The following is an 18,378-nucleotide window of genomic DNA, read 5'->3' on the forward strand; positions in this document are numbered from 1 at the left end:
TTCGTTATCCATTCGCAATGAATTTTTATGGTTGCGCCGAATGGACATGGGATATGTAATAAGTGCGGATCACGCGACGGGAGATCGGTAAGGATGATGCAAAGAGCGCTCGGCGCCGCACATCGAAGATGATTTCGTTTTAATCGATTTTTAAATCAGTTTCTTTCACGGCGCTTAAAGCACCGAATATTTTTGAATTATTTTCGATTTTCGTCGCGGTGTTTTTTCCGCGTAATGTGAGCCGTGCGGATTGGGTGGCCAAGGACGGCGCGTGGGTTCGCGCGTCGCGTGACCACCGGACTCGCGGCAGCCGTTGTGCCGACGCGCTGCCTCGCCCCCGTCCTCGCACGAATCTGCCTCATGTCCTTGCATGGCTTCTAGCAATTTGCATCATGGGATCGACTGCGATTCGAACCGTCATTTCACCGGCTTATGCAGCCGCGCGAGTCTCGTTGCCCGCGCGCGGCGCGGCGCTGATTGGAGGAAATACCTTGCCCCGTTTCACGTTCAAAAGCTGGCTCGCCGTATTTGCGTGCGCTGCGGGACTGACCGCGGAATCGGTCAGTTTCACGGTTCATGCGGAAACCGCGTTGAACGCGAAAACGTCATGGATCGGCAATACGTTTGGTTTCGGCGACGGCACCTGGGCGCAGATCAACATCACCGCTATTGCGGTGTCGCCCGACGGCAAGGTCTATACGAACGCGCCGTGGGACGAAAGTGGCGCGGAAGCGAGCGTGTATCAGAACGGCAAGATGCTCGGCTTCGCGGGCGGCACGCACGGCTGGGGTAACGGCGGCGGCAGCGCGGTCGCGGTGAATCGCAAGTACGCGTTCGTCGCGATCGCGGTCGGCAACGAGAAGGGGCGGCTGGTCGAGCAGGGCGTGTGGCCGGAGAAGGGCAAGCAGTGGTTCGGCATCTCGCGCCGGCAGATCGCCGATCCGAAACGCGCCGCGCCGTTCCAGCCCGCCGCGAAAAGCGCCGATCCGCACGCGCAACTGGCGGCCGGCTTCCTGATGATGAACGAAGTGCCCACCGGCACGAGCGCCGAAATCGGCGGCCTCGCGGCGAACGACACCACGCTCTATGCGGCCAACACGGCGCGCGATCGTATCGAGGTGTACGACGCGGAATCGATGCAGCAGAAGACCACCTGGAGCGTGCACGAGCCGGGCCGTATTGCGCTGGCGCCGGACGGCACGCTGTGGGTATTGAGCGGCACGCGCAACGACGCTGCGCCGCGCGTCGAACACTACACGGCAGCGGGCAAGCGCATCGACGAAAACTTCACGCTGCCTGGCGGAACGATTGCAGTGGATATCGCGGTCGATGCGCAAGGCCGCGTGCTGATCGCCGACAACGGTCCGCGTCAGCAGGTGCTGTATTTCAGCAGGAATAACGGCCGCTATGCGGAGTCGGGCTCGCTTGGCGAGCGCGGCGGCATTTTCAGCGGCGTCGCCGGCAAACCGGGACCGCAACGGTTCAACGGACTGACCGGTGTGGGCGTGGATGCGCGCGGCAACGTATACGTGTCGACCAACGGGATCGGTCCGCGTTACGACCCGATCGGCGCGGGACTCGGCGCGACGCTCGAAAGCTATGCGCCAGACGGCAAACAGAACTGGCAGCTGCAGGGGCTACTGTTCGTCGACGGCGCGTGGATCGACCCGTCGCGCCCGGACAGCGTCTATACCGGCAACAAGCGCTTCGAGCTCGATCTGTCGAAACCTGCTGGACAGGACTGGAAATACGTGGGTTTTCTATCGAACCGCTTCAAGTATCCGGACGACCCGGTGTTTCACACCGACCAGTATCCGGGCCTGCCGACTGCCCGCAAACTGAAGGGCCGCACCTTCCTGTACCTCACGGATATGTACGCGGACCATCTGAAGATCTATCGCTTCGATCCGCAGCACGACGGCGAAACGGCAATTCCTTCGGGCTTTATCGCGGGACGTGAGCGCGCGGTGGCCAAGGTGCCGAATGCGCCGCCGGGCGGCGACTGGATCTGGCGCGATGCGAACGGCGACGGCAGGTTCGACACCGACGAATTCACACTCAACACGACCGGCACCAAGCTCGCCGGCGGCTGGGGCTGGTGGGTGGACACCGCCGGCGACATCTGGCGCACGCGCGATACGAAGGGCATTTATCGCTTCCGTTTCGGCGGGCTGGATGCGAAGGGCAATCCGGTCTACTCGTATTCGAACATGACGCAGTACCCGGTGCCGCAGCCGTTCACGGAACTGCATCGCGCGATCTACGACCCGGACACCGACACCCTGTACGTGACGGGCTATACGCCCGACACGCCGGTCGATCGCGGCTTCTGGAAAGAAGTGGGCCGCGTGCTGGTGCGCTACGACAAATGGTCGAGCGGCAATCCGGTGCAGCGCTATGCGATCACGCTGCCGTGGCAGACGCAGAGCAAACCCATCGCCACCATCATCGGCCTGACGGTCGAAGGGCAATACCTCTTCGGCGTCGAACCGGTCGGCGCGGTGCACGTGTGGGACAAGGACAGCGGCAAGGAGATCGGCGTGATCCGGCCGGGCCCGGAAGTGGGGCGCGCGTCGGGCTGGGTGGATGTGCCGAACGGCATCAGCGCCGCCAGACGCAGCAATGGCGAGTACCTCGTGTTCGTCGAGGAAGACGCGCGCGGCAAAGTGATGATGTACCGCTGGAAGCCTTGATGAGCGAAACATGAGCACTTCATTCGCATAACCAGGCAACACCAGGCAACCGCAGCCAGGCAACCGTAGACAAACCAGGGCATCCGATGGACAAAGGCATTCTCAGGAACGTAGCGATCAATTTCTTCGGATTGGTGCTGCCGACTTTCGTCTCGCTCGTGACCGTGCCGTCGTATATCAGGCTGCTCGGCGTCGAGCGCTACGGCGTAATCAGTCTCGTGTGGACGCTGATCGGCTACTTCGGGATTCTCGATCTCGGCATGAGCATGGCCGCGCAGAATCACATCTCGAAGGCGCGCGCATCCGGCGACAGGGAAGAGAGCGAGCGCGTGTTCTGGAGCGCGACGTGGCTCAATCTCGCAACCGGCGTGATAGGCGGATTGATCATCTATTTCGGCGCCTTTCTCTACACCGCGTATTTCACCAAGGTCTCGCCCGAGTTGCAGCACGAGGTGTATATGGCGCTGCCGTGGCTCGCGGTGGCGATTCCGATCGCCAACGTGTCGTGGGTGTTCGCGGGTGCGATCAACGGCGCAGAACGCTTCGGCGTCTACAACACGAATCAGACCATCGGCACCTTCCTGTTCCAGTTGCTGCCGCTCGGCGCCGCCCTGTGGATGGGCGCGACCTTGCAGAACGTGCTGGCCGCCGCGGTGTTCGCGCGAATCGTCGCCGCGCTGCTGCTGGGCCGTTCCGCGCTGAAAGTGCTGGAAATCCGCCGCATTCTGCCGCCGCAGTTCGGCGTGGCGAAAGGGCTGTTCAATTTCGGCGGCTGGATGCTGATTGCGAGCGTCACCACCATGATCGCCGACTCGCTCGACCGCGTGATGCTCGGCACGAGTCTCGGCGCGCGTTTCGTCACCTATTACACGGTGCCGCAAAACCTCGTGACGCGTCTGAACATCGTGCCGACCGCGCTGGTGCGCACGCTGTTTCCGCGGCTCTCCGCAGTCGGCCGTGCCGATGCCGACACCATCACCCGGCAGTCGCTCGAATTTCTCAACGGCGTGTTCACACCGGTCGCGCTGGTCGCGATGCTGGTGCTCGAACCGTTCCTGCATCTGTGGGTCGGCAATGAGATCGCCACCGTGGCGGCGCCGGTGGGCCGCATCATGATCATCGCCGTGTGGCTCGTCGGCCAGGCGAACGTCACGCGGATCCTGATCCAGTCGCAGGTCAATCCGGCCACCGCCGCGCGCGTCGGTTTGTTCGAATTGCCCCTGTTTGCAGGGGCATTGTGGTTCGGCATCACGCATTTCGGTCTGACCGGCGCGGCAGTGGCCGTGGCCGGCCGGGCGTTGTTCGACTACGCCCTGTTGCTGCGCCTGTCGGCGATTCACGCGCGGCAGATCGTGCTCGACATGCTCGCCCACCTCGCTTTCCTGCTGGCCAGCCTGTGGCTTGCCAGTTTTCTGCCGGGTCTCGCGGCGGCGATGGTTGCCGGCGTATTGATGGTGGGCGCGAATGTCGCCTGGTCGATCACCATGACACCCGCCTTGCGCGATCTTGCGCGTTTACTGCTGTTGCGACTGAATCCGAGGAAAAGCGCATGAACCACGAAGTCCTTGAAGAAGCCGTGCTGCAACCCGCGACGCGCAGCGCACTGGCCGAACTCACCACCGTTCCCGGCGTTCAGGCGCCGCGCCGCGCGGTATTCCGCGGGGATAAAACGGTACGCGTTGCGATCGTGCATGACTGGCTCGTCACGTATGCGGGGGCGGAGAAGGTGCTCGAACAGATTGTTGCGTGCTTTCCAGACGCGGACCTGTTCAGCCTCGTCGATTTTCTCGACGATCACAGCTTTCTGCGCGGCAAACCCGTCACGACGTCGTTCATCCAGAAGCTGCCGCTCGCGCGCACCAGGTACCGCTCGTATCTGCCGCTGATGCCGCTCGCGATCGAACAGCTCGACGTATCGGCCTACGACGTGGTGATTTCGAGCAGCCATGCGGTCGCCAAGGGCATTCTGACCGGCCCCGACCAGGTGCATATCAGCTACGTGCATTCGCCGATCCGCTATGCTTGGGATCTGCAGCACCAGTATCTGCGGCAGTCGAAACTGACCGCCGGCCTGAAGTCTGGTATGGCGCGGCTGATTCTGCATTACATCCGCAACTGGGATATCCGTACGTCGAATTCGGTGGATGGCTTCGTCGCCAACTCCGAATTCATTGCGCGTCGTATCAAGAAGGTCTACCAGCGCGACGCGCACGTGATCTTTCCGCCGGTCGACGTCGAAGCCTTCGCGCTCTGCACCGAGAAGGACGACTTCTATCTGACCGCCTCGCGAATGGTGCCGTACAAGAAGATCGATCTGATCGTCGAAGCGTTCGCGCGCATGCCGGAGCGCAAGCTCGTGGTGATCGGCGACGGTCCCGACATGCAGAAGATCCGCGCGAAAGCAGGGCCGAACGTCGAGATCATGGGCTACCAGCCGTTCAAGGTGCTCAAGGACCGGATGAGCCGCGCCAAGGCCTTCGTGTTCGCCGCGGAAGAAGACTTCGGTATTTCCGTGGTCGAGGCGCAGGCCTGCGGCACGCCGGTGATCGCCTACGGCAAGGGCGGTGCGCTCGAAACCGTGCGCGATCTGTCCGAGCCCCGGCCCACCGGCATGTTCTTCGATGAACAGGATGCCGAATCGATCATCGCCGCCGTCGAGCGTTTCGACGACCACGTGAAGCGTTTTTCGCCGCTGGATTGCCGCGCGAACGCCGAGCAGTTTTCCGCCGCGCATTTCCGCGAGCGTTTCTTCGCGCATGTGCGGGCCGCGGTGCCGACGTTGCGCACGGCCACGCTGCCGCCGTACGTGCCGTACACGGCCGAGGCCGTCGCCAGCGGACCGCGCATTCTGGCCGTCGATCAAAGCGGCGTGCTCGGCGGCGCTGAACTGTCGCTGCTGGAAATCGTCAAGGCATTGCGCTCGCGCATCGAGGTCGTGCTGTTCGACGACGGCCCGTTCCGCACCGCGCTCGCCAAAGCCGGCGTGGCCGTCGACGTGCTCGACGCGGGCGCGCTGCGCCATGTTCGCAAGCAGGGCGGTTCATTGCCGAAGGGCCAGGCGCTCAAAGGCCTGCTGTCGCTCGTGCGCGCCACGGCCAAACGCGCGCGCAAGGCCGACGTGATCTACGCGAACACCCAGCGCGCGATGGTGATCGGCGCACTCGCCGGCAAGCTGGCGAGGCGCCCGGTGGTCTGGCATCTGCGCGATATCGTGAGCCCCGAGCATTTCGGCGGCAAGCAACTGGCGGTCATCAAATGGTGCGCGCGTCTTGGCCTCACGCATGTGATCGCCAATTCGGCCGCGTCGGCGCGCGCCTTCGCCGAGCTGACGCAGTTCGACGAAAAACGCATCGACGTGGTGTTCAACGGCATTTCCGCCGCGCCGTTCGACGCTTTGCGCACGGTCCCGCAAGCAACGCTGCGCAAACGCCTCGGCTTGCCGCAGGACGCGTTTCTGGTGGGCTCGTTCAGCCGTCTGGCGCGTTGGAAGGGGCAGCACGTGCTGCTCGAAGCGATGGTCCTCAATCCGCAGATGCATGCGGTGCTGGTGGGCGCGCCGCTCTTCGGCGAAGACCAGTACGAGATCGAACTGCACGCGTTCGTCGCCGCGCACAACCTCGGCGGGCGGGTGCATTTTCTCGGCTTCCAGCACGATATCGCGGCCTGCATGTGCGCGGTCGACGCGGTCGTCCATACGTCGATCACGCCGGAGCCGTTCGGCCGCGTGATCGTCGAAGGCATGCTGGCGCAGCGGCCGGTGGTGGCGGCACGAGCGGGCGGCGTGCTGGAGATCATCGACGATTACGAGAACGGCGTGCTGTGCACCCCGGCGGATGCGCATGGCCTTGCCGACACGCTCGCCGAATTGCGCTCGAACGACGAGCTGCGCAACCGGCTAGTCAGGAACGGGTATCAGACGGCGCTGAGCCGGTTCGGCACGGCCGCCTATGTCGAGGGTGTCGAGCGGATTCTGAAGCGTGTGACGGGCCCTGCAACGGCTTAGGGAGGATTTTTACGCGGGGTGGGCAGGGACTCGGCCAGTCCCTGCCGTTTGCGCAGCGGAGCGAAAGTCTGAGGATCTTCGCTCCGTTTTTTTGTCGCCTGGGTGTCGCCCGTGTTGTCAGGCCTGTTTGAGTGCCGCTTTCGGCTTGAAGCTGGCGGACCACTTCATGGCCGGCAACTCGACCAGCCGGTAGAACACGTAAGCCGCCGGCACCGCCACCAGCATGTAGCCGAACGACGGCCAGATCGACATTTGCAGTGACGAGCGGAACAGCAGCGACGATAGCAGCACGAAGATCGGCAGATGGATCAGATACAGCGAGAAGCTGAAATCGCCGAGCCGCGAGAGCAGGCGCATGCCGAAGCCAGGGCTGCGCTCGGCGCTGCCGCGCTCCAGCGCCTTGTACAGATAGAACGCGAAGCCGATCGCCCAGAGCTGGAATGCACCGTACTGGCCGAAATGAAATGCCGCGCAGCCGAGTGCGACGAACGCCGCGGCGAGCGCATACAGCCACACCGGCAGGCGGGCCTGCGGCGCGCTACGGGCACGGGCGTCGGCGATCCACGCGCCGAGCGTCCACGATAACCAGTACGACGTGAAGAACTGAATGTCGTGACGCTCCAGCACGTAGGCGGACACCACGTTGATCACCGCGACGATCGCCAGCACGGACGTCATGCCGATGCGCCGGCGCAGCGCGAATAGCAGCGGATAGATCGCATAGAACTGCACTTCGAGCGAGAGTGTCCAGAGCGCGCCATTCGAGCCGAACGTCTTGCCGGCCACGCCTTGCAGCGAAAACAGGTTGACGAGGAACGCCTGCAGGCCGATCTCGCGGATCTTGTGATTGACGGGCGGCAACTGCAGGCTGAACCAGTCGAGCGCGAAGGTCAGCACCAGCGCCGCGAGCAGCACGGGATAAATGCGCGCGAAACGGCGCACCCAGAAATTGCCCATATCGAGCCGGTAGGCGGGATTGCCGGCGAGCCGCAGCGCGCCGCCACGGTGAATGCAATAGCCGCTGATGACGAAGAAAATCGGCACGCCCGCCGAACCCCACGCAATCGGGAACGTCAGATACGCGGCGATCGCATTCAGGCTGAATGCGTGGCCCATGCTCTGGTGAAACGCCTGCATGCCGACCCATTCGACCTGGCGGCAATGAAAATACGCGACCAGCAAGGCGGCAAAGCCTCGCATCGCGTCGATCACATGCTCCTTGCCGGCGCTGTCGGCGCGCGCTTCGCTCTGGGCGCGCGGCGCGGCCGCCGTGCGAGGCGGGGAGAGGGGCAGGGATGAGCCGGCGGCATCCAGTGCTGAGTCGCTCATGCGCGGTCCTTATTCTGACGGAGGGAGAACCAGCTTGGCGGGTTCGCGAGTTCGCGCGGACGCCGTACGCGTCCACGGTGCATGACATGCTAGTGCACGGCGCGCGCAAAAAATCGATAAAAAATTGCGGGGTGATTTGCATTAAGCGGAGATTTTGTGACGAATTGTAATTGAAGATATCCGCACGCAAAGGCGAATTATTTACCGCTTTTGTCGTGCTAATTTAAGGCACGGACTCTCTTGATCACGAGGTGAAGTCATGAACCTGCATTTACTCGCCGGCATTGCCGTGCTGCTGATCCTTGTCGCCGCCTCGGCTTATCGGGAGGCGCTGCGCAACGAGCCTATCCGCCGTTTTCGTATGAACCCGGGCAAGCTGCCCCAGCTCGACGACAACGAATAACGGCGCTTGAAGAGGCAGCGGGCGCGCGCCGCTGCGCCTTATGTCTGTGCAGGCCACTTGTCAGGATATGTAGAATTTTCTGAAAATCCAAAAAATAAATCCATTTCAATATGTAATTGTTGCTTATGACGATTCTGCATATCGAAATAGAATGGATTTATTTATTCCGATTGAGGAAATTTCGCGTGCGCACTGGCGTAATTTTTTGCTAGTCTTTCCAGCGACATCGATTGGCCGCCTGGCCCGCGAACACACTAATTTCTAACCGATGTGGGAATGCCTACCATGCTGAAAGTCACCAAAGCCGTGTTTCCCGTAGCGGGCCTCGGGACACGATTCCTGCCGGCTACCAAAGCAAGTCCGAAGGAAATGCTGCCGATCGTGGATAAGCCGCTGATTCAATACGCGGTCGAAGAAGCGATTGCCGCCGGCATCACCGAGATGATCTTCGTGACGGGCCGCAGCAAGCGCGCCATCGAAGATCATTTCGACAAGTCCTACGAGATCGAAGCGGAACTCGAGGCGCGTAACAAGCAGAAGCTGCTCGACCTGGTGCGCAGCATCAAGCCGGCCAACGTCGACTGTTTCTACGTGCGCCAGGCCGAAGCGCTCGGTCTCGGCCATGCGGTGCTGTGCGCCGAGAAACTGGTGGGCGACAGCCCGTTCGCCGTGATTCTGGCCGACGACCTGCTGCACAGCTCGAAGCCGGTAATGAGCCAGCTTGTCGATACGTTCAACCACTATCACAGCTCGGTGATCGGCGTGGAAACCATTGCGCGCGAAGACAGCCGCTCGTACGGCGTGGTGGACGGCCGCGAATGGGAAGACAACGTGATCAAGCTGTCGGGCATCGTCGAGAAGCCGGCGCCTGATAAGGCGCCGTCGAATCTCGGCGTGGTGGGCCGCTATGTGCTGATGCCGACCATCTTCAAGCATATCCGTGCGTTGAAGCCGGGTGCGGGGGGCGAGTTGCAATTGACCGACGCGGTGCAATCGCTGCTGACCGAAGAGCAGGTGCTTGCATATCGCTATTTCGGCACGCGTTTCGATTGCGGCAGCAAGCTGGGCTATCTGAAGGCGACGGTGGAATTCGCGCTGCGTCATCCGGAAGTGAAGGCGGAATTCGAAGCGTATTTGCAGGCGTATATGCAGACCAACATGCAGGAAGGTGTGCCGGCGCAGTATGCGGCGGAAGCGGCTTGAGCCGTGCCGGAAGCCGCTGCGGTTAGCGCAAGCGGCTGATGCGGGTTGTCATCCCTTCAAGGCAGCGCACGCCGCGAAACTTATCACGCAGAAGCAACGCGCAGCAGCACCGCGCACATTAAACGGGCGCCGCAAACCACGCGGCGCCCGTCTTTTTTCAGCCGGCCCATGCTTCACGCGCGCCCGGCGTTCGAGGCATCAAGCCTCTTTCTTCACTTCCAGCCGGAACTTGTGCAGCAACGGTTCCGTATATCCGCTCGGCTGCTGGCGTCCTTCGAACACCAGCGCTTGCGCGGCCTTGAAGGCGATCGTGTCGAAGCCCGGCGACATCGGCTTGTAGAGCGGGTCACCCGCGTTCTGCTCGTCGACCACCTTGGCCATGCGCCTGAACGTTTCTTCAACCAGTTCACGCTTCACCACGCCGTGATACAGCCAGTTGGCGATGTGCTGGCTGGAAATACGCAGCGTGGCACGGTCTTCCATCAGGCCGACGTTGTGAATGTCCGGCACCTTCGAGCAACCCACGCCCTGGTCGATCCAGCGCACCACGTAGCCGAGAATGCCCTGCGCGTTGTTGTCGATCTCGCTGCGGATCTCGTCTTCGCTCCAATTCGCCTCGGCCACCACGGGAATGGTCAGCAGGCCGTCGAGCAGTTCGTCACGCACCTTCGCGTAATCCGTGCGCTCCAGTTCCTGCTGGACCGCTTGCACGTCGACCTGGTGGTAGTGCAACGCGTGCAGCGTGGCGGCGGTCGGCGAGGGCACCCACGCGGTGTTCGCACCGGCCTTCGGATGCGCGATCTTCTGTTCGAGCATGGCGTGCATCAGATCGGGCATGGCCCACATGCCCTTGCCGATCTGCGAGCGGCCACGCAGGCCCGCGCTCAAACCGACCAGCACGTTGCTGCGTTCATAAGCCGCGATCCACGCGCTCGACTTCATGTCGCCCTTGCGCAGCATCGGACCGGCTTCCATTGCCGTGTGCATCTCGTCGCCGGTACGGTCGAGGAAACCGGTGTTGATGAACGCGACACGCTCCGACGCTTCGTTGATACAGGCGAGCAGGTTCACGCTGGTGCGGCGCTCCTCGTCCATGATGCCCATCTTGATCGTATTGCGCGGCAGCTTCAGCAGGTCTTCCACGCGCGCGAACAACTCGCTGGCGAAAGCGACTTCGGCCGGACCGTGCATCTTCGGCTTGACGATATAGATCGAGCCGGTGCGCGAATTCAGCTTGTGCTTGCGGTCGTGCAACGCGCACAGCGAGGTGATCACCGCGTCGAGAATGCCTTCCGGAATCTCGTGGCCGTCTTTGGTCAGCACCGCCGGATTGGTCATCAAATGACCGACGTTGCGGATGAACAGCAGCGAGCGGCCATGCAGCACGACCGGCGCCGTGCCATTCGCGGCGGTGTAGGCGCGGTCGGCATTCAGCCGGCGCGTGAAAGTCTTGCCGTTCTTCGTGACTTCTTCAGTCAGGTCGCCGTTCATCAGGCCGAGCCAGTTGCGATAGAGCTGGACCTTGTCGTCCGCGTCCACGGCCGCGACCGAATCTTCACAGTCGATGATCGTGCTCACCGCCGCTTCGACCACCACGTCCTTCACATGCGCCGAATCGGTCTTGCCGATCGAGTCGTTCGCATCGATCTGGATTTCGAAGTGCAGGCCGTTGTGCTTGAGCAGCACGGCGGACGGCGCGCTCTCTTCGCCCTGATAGCCGATGAATTGCGCGGGCGTCTTAAGCCCGCTCGTGCCGTTCTTCAGCGTGACGACCAGCTTGCCGCCTTCGACGCTATAGCGCGTCGCGTCGGCATGCGAGCCGTTCGCGAGCGGCGCGGCCTGATCGAGAAACTTGCGTGCATAGGCGATCACCGCGGCGCCGCGCACCGGGTTGAAAGCCTTCTGCTTTTCGGCGCCGTTGGTCTCGGGAATCGCGTCGGTGCCGTACAGCGCGTCGTACAAACTGCCCCAGCGCGCGTTCGCCGCGTTCAGCGCGTAGCGCTGATTCGACAGCGGCACGACGAGTTGCGGGCCGGCCTGTTCGGCGATTTCGGTGTCCACGTGGTCGGTCGTGGCTTTGACGCTGGCGGGCACGGGCACGATATAGCCGATGCCTTCGAGAAACGCGCGGTACGCACGCAGATCGCGCACCGGACCCGGATTGGCGCGATGCCAGTTGTCCAGTTCGGTCTGCAGGCGGTCGCGCTCGGCGAGCAGCGCACGGTTTTTGGGCGCCAGCTCATGTACGAGGGCGTCGAAACCCGACCAGAATGCAGCGCTGTCGATTCCGGTGCCGGGCAGGGCTTCGGTTTCGACGAACTGGTCGAGGTTGGCGGCGACTTGCAGTCCGCCGCGCGGGTTCATCTGAGTCATCGACTGCTCCATCTATCTGAATGGGGCCGATGAGGGGGCATCGGCCCGCGTTGTGCAACGGTTTAGCTTCTTTCGTTGATGGCCGCGGATTCGAGCGGCACGCGAACTCAGGCGGCGATAGCCTGAATCCCCGCCTTGGCGATCTGCGCGTCCTGATCCGACTTGACGCCCGACACGCCGACCGCGCCGACCACCTGGCCCTCGACGATCACCGGCACGCCGCCTTCCAGCGTGCCTTGCAGCGGTGCGCTCAGGAACGCGGTGCGGCCGTTGTTGATCATGTCTTCGTATAGCTTGGTTTCACGGCGGCCGATCGCCGAAGTGCGGGCTTTTTCGGTCGCGATGTACGAGCTGGCCGGCGCGCTGCCGTCCAGACGCAGCAGTCCGAGCGGGTGGCCGCCGTCGTCGACCACCACGATGGCGACGGCCCACTGGTTCTTCTCGGCTTCCGCGCGGGCGGCTTCGAGAATGCGGGTCGTTTCGGCAAGGGTCAACACGGGTTTGCTCAGCATAGTGAAATTCCTGGTTCGTTTATGGTAGGGATGCTTCTACAAGTTCTATCCAGTGACGCACCGGAGTGCGCCCGGCGCCGTCCATATGTACCTGGCAGCCGATGTTGGCCGTGACGATCATCTCCGGCTTGCCGCTTTCCAGCGCGTCGAGCCTGTTGTTGCGTAACCTTTGCGCAAGCTCGGGCTGGGTAATCGAATACGTGCCCGCCGATCCGCAGCACAGATGGCCGTCGGGCACGGCGGTGAGGTCGAAGCCGAGTTGTTGCAGGATCGACTCGACCGCGCCGCCCAGCTTCTGCGCATGCTGCAACGTGCATGGGCAGTGAAACGCGATTCTTTGCTGAGTCTGCCCTGGCAAGCTTGCTTGCAGCTGACCGAGCGGCTCGTTAGCCAATACCTCGACGAGGTCTCGCGCCAGCTCGCTGACCCGCTGCGCTTTTGACGCATAGCGAGGGTCGTCGCGCAGCAGATGCCCATATTCCTTGATGAACGCGCCGCAGCCGCTCGCGGTTTGCACGATGGCTTCGGCGCCGGCCTCGAGGGCGGGCCACCATGCGTCGATATTACGCCGTGCCCGCGCGAGGCCTGCCTCCTGAGCATTCAGATGATAGTCGGTCGCCCCGCAACAGCCGGCCTGCGGGGCATTCACGATGCTGATGCCGAGCCGGTCGAGCACGCGCGCGGCGGCCGCGTTGGTGTTCGGCGACAGCGCGGGTTGCACGCAGCCCTCCAGCATCAGCATTTTGCGCGGATGCCGCGGCGCCGGCCTCGGGTGTGTCCCAGCGTCGGTCCGAGCGCTTCGCTTGGGGATTTTACGTCCAAGCGCGGCAGGAAGAAACGGCCGCATCGCGCGGCCGGTCTTCAGGAGCGCGCCGAACACCGCCGGGCGCGGGATCACACGGCGCAAACCCTCGCGCAGCACGCGTTCGGACAGCGGCCGCTCGATGCGCCGCTCCAGCTCGGCGCGGCCGATATCCAGCAGCGTGTGATAGGTGACACCGGACGGGCAGGTGGTTTCACAGTTGCGGCAACTCAGGCACCGATCGAGGTGCAACTGGGTTTTCTGCGTGACCGGCTCGCCCTCCAGCATCTGTTTGATCAGATAGATGCGCCCGCGCGGGCCGTCGAGTTCGTTGCCGAGCAGCTGATAGGTCGGGCAGGTGGCGTTGCAGAAGCCGCAGTGCACGCAGGCGCGCAGGATCTGTTCGGCTTCGTCCGCGCGAGACAGGGTTTTGGCGGCATCGCTGAGATTGGTTTGCATGATGGTGTTCGCCTTCAGGTCTTCGCAGGCCCGCGTTCAGAGGCCGGCATACAGGCGGCCTGGATTGAAGAGACCGCGCGGGTCGAGTTGCCGCTTGAGTTGCTGATGAAAGCGCAGCAACGTGGGCGGCAGCGGCGTGAACGGTTCGGCATCGGTTTCCGGGGTGAAGCAGGTCGCGTGGCCGCCGGCCGCATGCGCGATCTGGCGGATCGCCGCGGCGGGGGCGGTGCTTTTCAGCCAGCGTTGCGCACCGGCCCAGTCGAGCAGCGTGTCTCCGGGCAGCGCGGTCAGCGGCGACGCGTTCGGCAAGGACAGGCGCCAGAGCGGTCGCGGGTCGTCGAAAAACGCCAGACGGTGCTCGCGCAGATCGTCCCAGAAACACGGATCGAGTTCGGCGCCGCCAATGCGATCCACCGCCGACGCCACCGACCCCACGCCGCCTTCGAGACGCACATGCAAACGGCCGTCCACGTGGCAGGCCGCGCTGATCGGCAGCACGGCGCGGCGCCAGGCGGACAGTTCGCGCAGTGCCTCGGCCGCTTCCAGATCCACGGTGAGACAACTGAGCGCGCGCGGTTTGGGCAGCACTTTCAGCGAGACTTCCGTGATCAGACCGAGGCAGCCGAAGCTGCCCGCGAGCAAACGCGACACGTCGTAGCCCGCCACGTTCTTCATCACTTCGCCGCCAAAGCGCAGATGCTTCGCCTCGCCGGTGATCACGCGGCAGCCCAGCACGAAGTCGCGCACCGAACCGGACCACGGCCGGCGCGGACCGGCCAATCCGGCCGCGACCATGCCGCCGACGGTGGCCGCGCCGCCGAAGGCCGGCGGCTCGCAAGGGAGCATCTGTCCGGCGGCATCGAGCGTGGCGGTGAGTTCGGCGAGCGGCGTGCCGGCGCGCGCGGTGATCACGAGTTCGGTCGGGTCGTAGCTCACCACGCCACGATGCGAGCGCGTGTCGATCGGCGTGCCTTGCACGGGACGACCGAGAAACGCCTTGCTGTCGCCGCCGCGAATCCTGAGCGGCGCGTTGCTCGCGAGCGCTTGCGAAACTTCGACGACGAGCCGTTCGCTATCGTCCATCGGGACGGGTTCGATGCGCATCAGAAACGCTCCAGTTCGGGAAAGGGCAGCGCGCCGTGATGCACGTGCATCGAGCCGAATTCGGCGCAGCGGTGCAAGGTCGGTACGTTCTTGCCGGGGTTGAGGAGGCCTTGCGGATCGAATGCGGCTTTCAATGCGTGGAAGAAGGTGAGTTCGTCGCTATTGAATTGCGCGCACATCTGGTTGATCTTTTCGCGGCCCACACCGTGTTCGCCGGTGATGCTGCCGCCCACCGCCACGCACAGTTCGAGAATGCGCGCGCCGATCGCTTCGGCGCGTTCGGTTTCGCCGGGCGCGTTGGCATCGAACAGGATCAGCGGATGCATGTTGCCGTCGCCGGCATGAAATACGTTGGCGACTTGCAGGCCGTATTCCTTCGAGAGGTCTTCGATGCCTTTGAGCACGCGCGGCAATTCGCGGCGCGGAATCGTGCCGTCCATGCAGTAGTAATCGGGCGAGATGCGGCCCACGGCGGGGAACGCGTTCTTGCGGCCAGCCCAGAAGCGCTGCCGTTCGGCCTCGTCTTTCGCGAGACGGATGTCGGTGGCGCCGGCCGCGCGCAGCAGCGCTTCCACGCAGGCCACGTCTTCGCGCACGTCGCTTTCCACGCCGTCGACTTCGCACAGCAGGATCGCTTCGGCGTCGACCGGATAGCCCGCGTGGATGAAGTCTTCCGCCGCGCGGATCGCGAGGTTGTCCATCATTTCGAGGCCGCCCGGAATCACGCCCGCGCCGATGATCTGGGCGACCGCCGCGCCGGCTTTTTCGACGTCGTCAAAACTGGCCAGCAGCACTTTCGCGCTTTGCGGTTTGGTGAGCAGCTTCACCGTGACTTCGGTGACGATGCCGAGCATGCCTTCCGAGCCGGTGAAGAGCGCGAGGAAGTCGAAACCCGGCGCGTCGAGCGCGTCCGAGCCGAGCGTGATGCGCTCGCCGTCGATAGTGAGAATCTCGAGCTTGAGGATGTTATTGACGGTCAGCCCGTACTTCAGGCAATGCACGCCGCCCGCGTTTTCCGCGACATTGCCGCCGATCGAGCAGGCAATCTGCGACGACGGGTCGGGCGCGTAGTAGAGGCCATGTGGCGCCGCGGCCTGCGAAATCGCGAGATTGCGCACGCCGGGCTGAACGCGCGCCACGCAGGCCTCGGGATCGACTTCGAGAATCCGGTTAAAGCGCGCCATCACCAGCAGAATGCCTTTGTCCAGCGGCAGCGCGCCGCCCGACAAACCGGTGCCGGCACCGCGCGCGACCACCGGAATCTTGTGAGCGTTGGCGAATTTCAGCAGCGCCTCGACCTGTTCGACCTTGTCGGGCAGCGCGACCATCATGGGCGTTGCGCGATAGGCGGCGAGGCCGTCGCATTCGAACGGACGCAGATCTTCCTGTTCGTGAAGGAGTTGCAGATCGGGGATCAGCGCCTGCAATTGTGCGACGACGGTGGCTTTGTCGTGCGTCGCGAGCGGGCCGTCGACGCGTTCATCGTATTGGTAACTCATGGGGTGTCTCCTCAAGCCGCGCTTCGCCGGAACTTGCTGGAAGCGGCCGGAATGCCCGTGGGCGCGGGCGCGCGGGCGTGTTGCCAGAGAGATTGTTGCGGCTGCGCGCATCGCTGTCGACGGTTGCGGGAAGTGGTCGTACCAGTTTTTGAAATGCCGTTACATGATCAGTTTCATGAAAACCACTGATGGATATGGCCTGTATCCTGCCTATCCGGGTCGTGCGTGTTAGCATCTCGTAGTGGTCGTACCAGTTGGGAATGAGCGATGCAGACAGCGGATTCGAACAACTCAAGGCAGGTCGCGGACGTGGTGGCGGAGCGTATCGAGCGGCTGATCGTCGACGGCGTGCTGAAAACGGGGCAGGCGCTGCCGTCCGAGCGGCGCCTCACCGACAAGCTTGGCGTCTCGCGTACGGCGCTGCGTGAAGGGCTCAAGCTGCTGCGGGCGCGCGGCATCATCGAGACTTCGCATGGCAGGGGCTCGTTCGTCGCGAGCCTCAGCGCGCAGCCGGCCCTCACGCCGCTAATGCATCTGCTCGGTTCGCAACCGCGCACGCTCTACGATCTGTTCGAGGTGCGCGCGCTGCTGGAAGCGGAATCCGCACGGCTCGCCGCGCTGCGCGGCACGCCCGCCGACTTCGTGCTGATCACGCGCCGCTACGAGGAGATGATTGCGGCCCAGGGCACCGAAACGAGTGCCTCGACGCACGCGCGGCTCGACCACGCATTTCACCTGGCGATCTGCGAGGCCTCGCATAACCCGGTGCTGGTGCATACGTTGAGCTCGTTGACCGACCTGCTGCTGAGTTCGGTGTTCGCGTCCGTGAACAATCTCTATCACCGTGTGCCGCAAAAGCGGGTGATCGACCGTCAGCACGCGCGGCTCTATAACGCCGTGACCGGCAAGCTGCCCGAACAGGCGCGCAGGGCGGCGGCCGATCACATCGAAAGCGTGTGCGCGAACCTGCGCGAAATCGAGCAGGAAGAGCAGCGGCTGGTACGCGCGACATTACGGCTGGAAGGATGGGAGTAGAGGGCTTTACAATCGGGCCTTAAACACAACAATTCGCACGCTCCCCTCGTGCCCCCACTTCATGGCGACCATTAGCGAGCTCTTTGTCTATCCGATCAAATCCTGCGCGGGCATTGCGCTGCATGAGGCGCGCCTGCTCGCCACCGGCCTCGAATACGACCGCTGCTGGATGGTCACCGACCCGGCCGGCGCCATGCTCACGCAGCGCGCGTATCCGCGCATGGCCTTGATCAAGGTCGAAATCGGCGCCGAAGACCTCGTGATCCGCGCGCCCGGCATGAGCGAGTTGCGCACGCCATTGAATGCCGCGCGGCTCGATGCGGCGCCCGCGATACAGACCAAGGTCTGGCGCGATGCCGCGTACGGACTCGACACCGGCGCGGCAAGCGCGGCGTGGTTCTCGGCGTTTCTCGGCGTCCCCGCGCGGCTTCTGCGCTTCGATCCCGGGCACGAACGCATTGTCGATCCCGGCTATACGGATAGCGTGGGCGGCGCAACCACCTATTTCGCCGATGGTTTTCCGCTGCTGGTGATCGGCCAGGCATCGCTCGACGATCTGAATACGCGCCTGAACGGCAAGGGCGCACCGGCGATTCCGATCGACCGGTTCCGCCCGAATGTCGTGCTGACAGGGCTCGACGCGTACGAGGAAGACTATGTGGAGACGCTGAGCGTGGACGGAGACGCGGGCGAGAACGTGCAACTGCAACTGGTCAAGCCGTGCTCGCGCTGTCCTATGCCCACCATCGACCAGGCGAAAGGCGCGCCCGATCCGGACTGGCCGAACGAGCCGACCGACACGATGAGTGTCTACCGCGCGAATCCGCAGCGAGACGGGGCGATAACGTTCGGCAATAACGCGCTCGTCGCGAGCGGGGCTGGACAGTGGCTGAGGGTAGGGCAGTCGGTGGAAGCGGAACTGGGCTTCGGCGACTGAGGGCGGTGGTCGGGGGCGAACGCGGT

General features: G+C 63.6%; 13 protein-coding genes. 7 read left to right on the top strand and 6 right to left on the bottom strand.

The annotated features are described in order from the left end of the window. Window positions 1-491: 491 nt before the first annotated feature. The 3 genes from NE850_RS25140 to NE850_RS25150 all read left to right on the top strand — a co-directional run bounded on the left by NE850_RS25140 (window position 492) and on the right by NE850_RS25150 (window position 6,696). Window positions 492-2,693 (top strand): hypothetical protein, encoded by a 2,202-nt coding sequence (locus NE850_RS25140; protein WP_310699551.1) that lies wholly within the window; start codon window positions 492-494, stop codon window positions 2,691-2,693. Between the two features lie 86 nt (window positions 2,694-2,779). After that, on the top strand, window positions 2,780-4,246 hold the full coding sequence (locus tag NE850_RS25145; protein ID WP_310699535.1) for a flippase: 1,467 nt from the start codon (window positions 2,780-2,782) through the stop codon (window positions 4,244-4,246). Then, complete coding sequence (locus NE850_RS25150; RefSeq protein ID WP_310699536.1) at window positions 4,243-6,696, top strand: glycosyltransferase family 4 protein; 2,454 nt, start codon at window positions 4,243-4,245, stop codon at window positions 6,694-6,696. The genes NE850_RS25145 and NE850_RS25150 overlap by 4 nt, the downstream gene beginning before the upstream one ends. Before the next feature lie 117 nt (window positions 6,697-6,813). Here the strand turns inward: NE850_RS25150 and NE850_RS25155 are convergent, their stop codons facing one another. After that, entirely contained in the window at window positions 6,814-8,025 is a 1,212-nt protein-coding gene (locus NE850_RS25155) for an acyltransferase (RefSeq protein ID WP_007181948.1), read from the bottom strand. Window positions 8,026-8,284: 259 nt separating this feature from the next. Between NE850_RS25155 and NE850_RS25160 the strand changes: the two genes are divergently transcribed. Both NE850_RS25160 and galU read left to right on the top strand, forming a co-directional pair. After that, complete coding sequence (locus NE850_RS25160; protein ID WP_007181947.1) at window positions 8,285-8,428, top strand: hypothetical protein; 144 nt, start codon at window positions 8,285-8,287, stop codon at window positions 8,426-8,428. Window positions 8,429-8,713: 285 nt separating this feature from the next. Next, a complete protein-coding gene (gene galU, locus NE850_RS25165; protein ID WP_007181946.1) occupies window positions 8,714-9,631 on the top strand; it encodes a UTP--glucose-1-phosphate uridylyltransferase GalU in 918 nt (305 codons plus the stop codon). Window positions 9,632-9,829: 198 nt separating this feature from the next. Here galU and NE850_RS25170 read toward each other — a convergent pair whose 3' ends face one another. The 5 genes from NE850_RS25170 to glcD all read right to left on the bottom strand — a co-directional run bounded on the left by NE850_RS25170 (window position 9,830) and on the right by glcD (window position 16,380). Beyond that, window positions 9,830-12,004 carry a malate synthase G gene (locus tag NE850_RS25170; RefSeq protein ID WP_310699538.1) on the bottom strand — a complete coding sequence of 725 codons (2,175 nt, stop codon included), beginning with the start codon at window positions 12,002-12,004 and terminating at the stop codon, window positions 9,830-9,832. A 107-nt stretch (window positions 12,005-12,111) separates the two neighbouring features. Beyond that, window positions 12,112-12,516, bottom strand: a complete 405-nt coding sequence (locus tag NE850_RS25175) for a heme-binding protein (RefSeq protein WP_007181944.1) — start codon at window positions 12,514-12,516, stop codon at window positions 12,112-12,114. Between the two features lie 19 nt (window positions 12,517-12,535). After that, complete coding sequence (gene glcF, locus NE850_RS25180; RefSeq protein WP_007181943.1) at window positions 12,536-13,777, bottom strand: glycolate oxidase subunit GlcF; 1,242 nt, start codon at window positions 13,775-13,777, stop codon at window positions 12,536-12,538. Between the two features lie 36 nt (window positions 13,778-13,813). Beyond that, entirely contained in the window at window positions 13,814-14,881 is a 1,068-nt protein-coding gene (glcE, locus tag NE850_RS25185; RefSeq protein ID WP_165185942.1) for a glycolate oxidase subunit GlcE, read from the bottom strand. Beyond that, complete coding sequence (gene glcD / locus NE850_RS25190; RefSeq protein WP_007181941.1) at window positions 14,881-16,380, bottom strand: glycolate oxidase subunit GlcD; 1,500 nt, start codon at window positions 16,378-16,380, stop codon at window positions 14,881-14,883. Before glcD ends, glcE begins: the two co-directional genes overlap by 1 nt. A 267-nt stretch (window positions 16,381-16,647) precedes the next feature. Between glcD and glcC the strand changes: the two genes are divergently transcribed. After that, window positions 16,648-17,415 carry a transcriptional regulator GlcC gene (glcC, locus tag NE850_RS25195; protein ID WP_007181940.1) on the top strand — a complete coding sequence of 256 codons (768 nt, stop codon included), beginning with the start codon at window positions 16,648-16,650 and terminating at the stop codon, window positions 17,413-17,415. 61 nt (window positions 17,416-17,476) lie between these two features. Next, window positions 17,477-18,352 (top strand): MOSC domain-containing protein, encoded by an 876-nt coding sequence (locus NE850_RS25200; protein WP_007181939.1) that lies wholly within the window; start codon window positions 17,477-17,479, stop codon window positions 18,350-18,352. Window positions 18,353-18,378 lie beyond the last annotated feature (26 nt).

The sequence above is a fragment of the Paraburkholderia sp. USG1 genome (assembly GCF_031570135.1).
Taxonomy (GTDB): Bacteria; Pseudomonadota; Gammaproteobacteria; order Burkholderiales; family Burkholderiaceae; genus Paraburkholderia; species Paraburkholderia dioscoreae.

Bases quoted from the DNA above. Each gene is read 5' to 3' on its own strand.
- NE850_RS25145 (WP_310699535.1), top strand. From the start codon at position 2,780: ATGGACAAAGGCATTCTCAGGAACGTAGCGATCAATTTCTTCGGATTG.
- NE850_RS25150 (WP_310699536.1), top strand. From the start codon at position 4,243: ATGAACCACGAAGTCCTTGAAGAAGCCGTGCTGCAACCCGCGACGCGC.
- NE850_RS25155 (WP_007181948.1), bottom strand. From the start codon at position 8,025: ATGAGCGACTCAGCACTGGATGCCGCCGGCTCATCCCTGCCCCTCTCC.
- NE850_RS25160 (WP_007181947.1), top strand. From the start codon at position 8,285: ATGAACCTGCATTTACTCGCCGGCATTGCCGTGCTGCTGATCCTTGTC.
- galU (WP_007181946.1), top strand. From the start codon at position 8,714: ATGCTGAAAGTCACCAAAGCCGTGTTTCCCGTAGCGGGCCTCGGGACA.
- NE850_RS25170 (WP_310699538.1), bottom strand. From the start codon at position 12,004: ATGACTCAGATGAACCCGCGCGGCGGACTGCAAGTCGCCGCCAACCTC.
- NE850_RS25175 (WP_007181944.1), bottom strand. From the start codon at position 12,516: ATGCTGAGCAAACCCGTGTTGACCCTTGCCGAAACGACCCGCATTCTC.
- glcF (WP_007181943.1), bottom strand. From the start codon at position 13,777: ATGCAAACCAATCTCAGCGATGCCGCCAAAACCCTGTCTCGCGCGGAC.
- glcE (WP_165185942.1), bottom strand. From the start codon at position 14,881: ATGCGCATCGAACCCGTCCCGATGGACGATAGCGAACGGCTCGTCGTC.
- glcD (WP_007181941.1), bottom strand. From the start codon at position 16,380: ATGAGTTACCAATACGATGAACGCGTCGACGGCCCGCTCGCGACGCAC.
- glcC (WP_007181940.1), top strand. From the start codon at position 16,648: ATGCAGACAGCGGATTCGAACAACTCAAGGCAGGTCGCGGACGTGGTG.
- NE850_RS25200 (WP_007181939.1), top strand. From the start codon at position 17,477: ATGGCGACCATTAGCGAGCTCTTTGTCTATCCGATCAAATCCTGCGCG.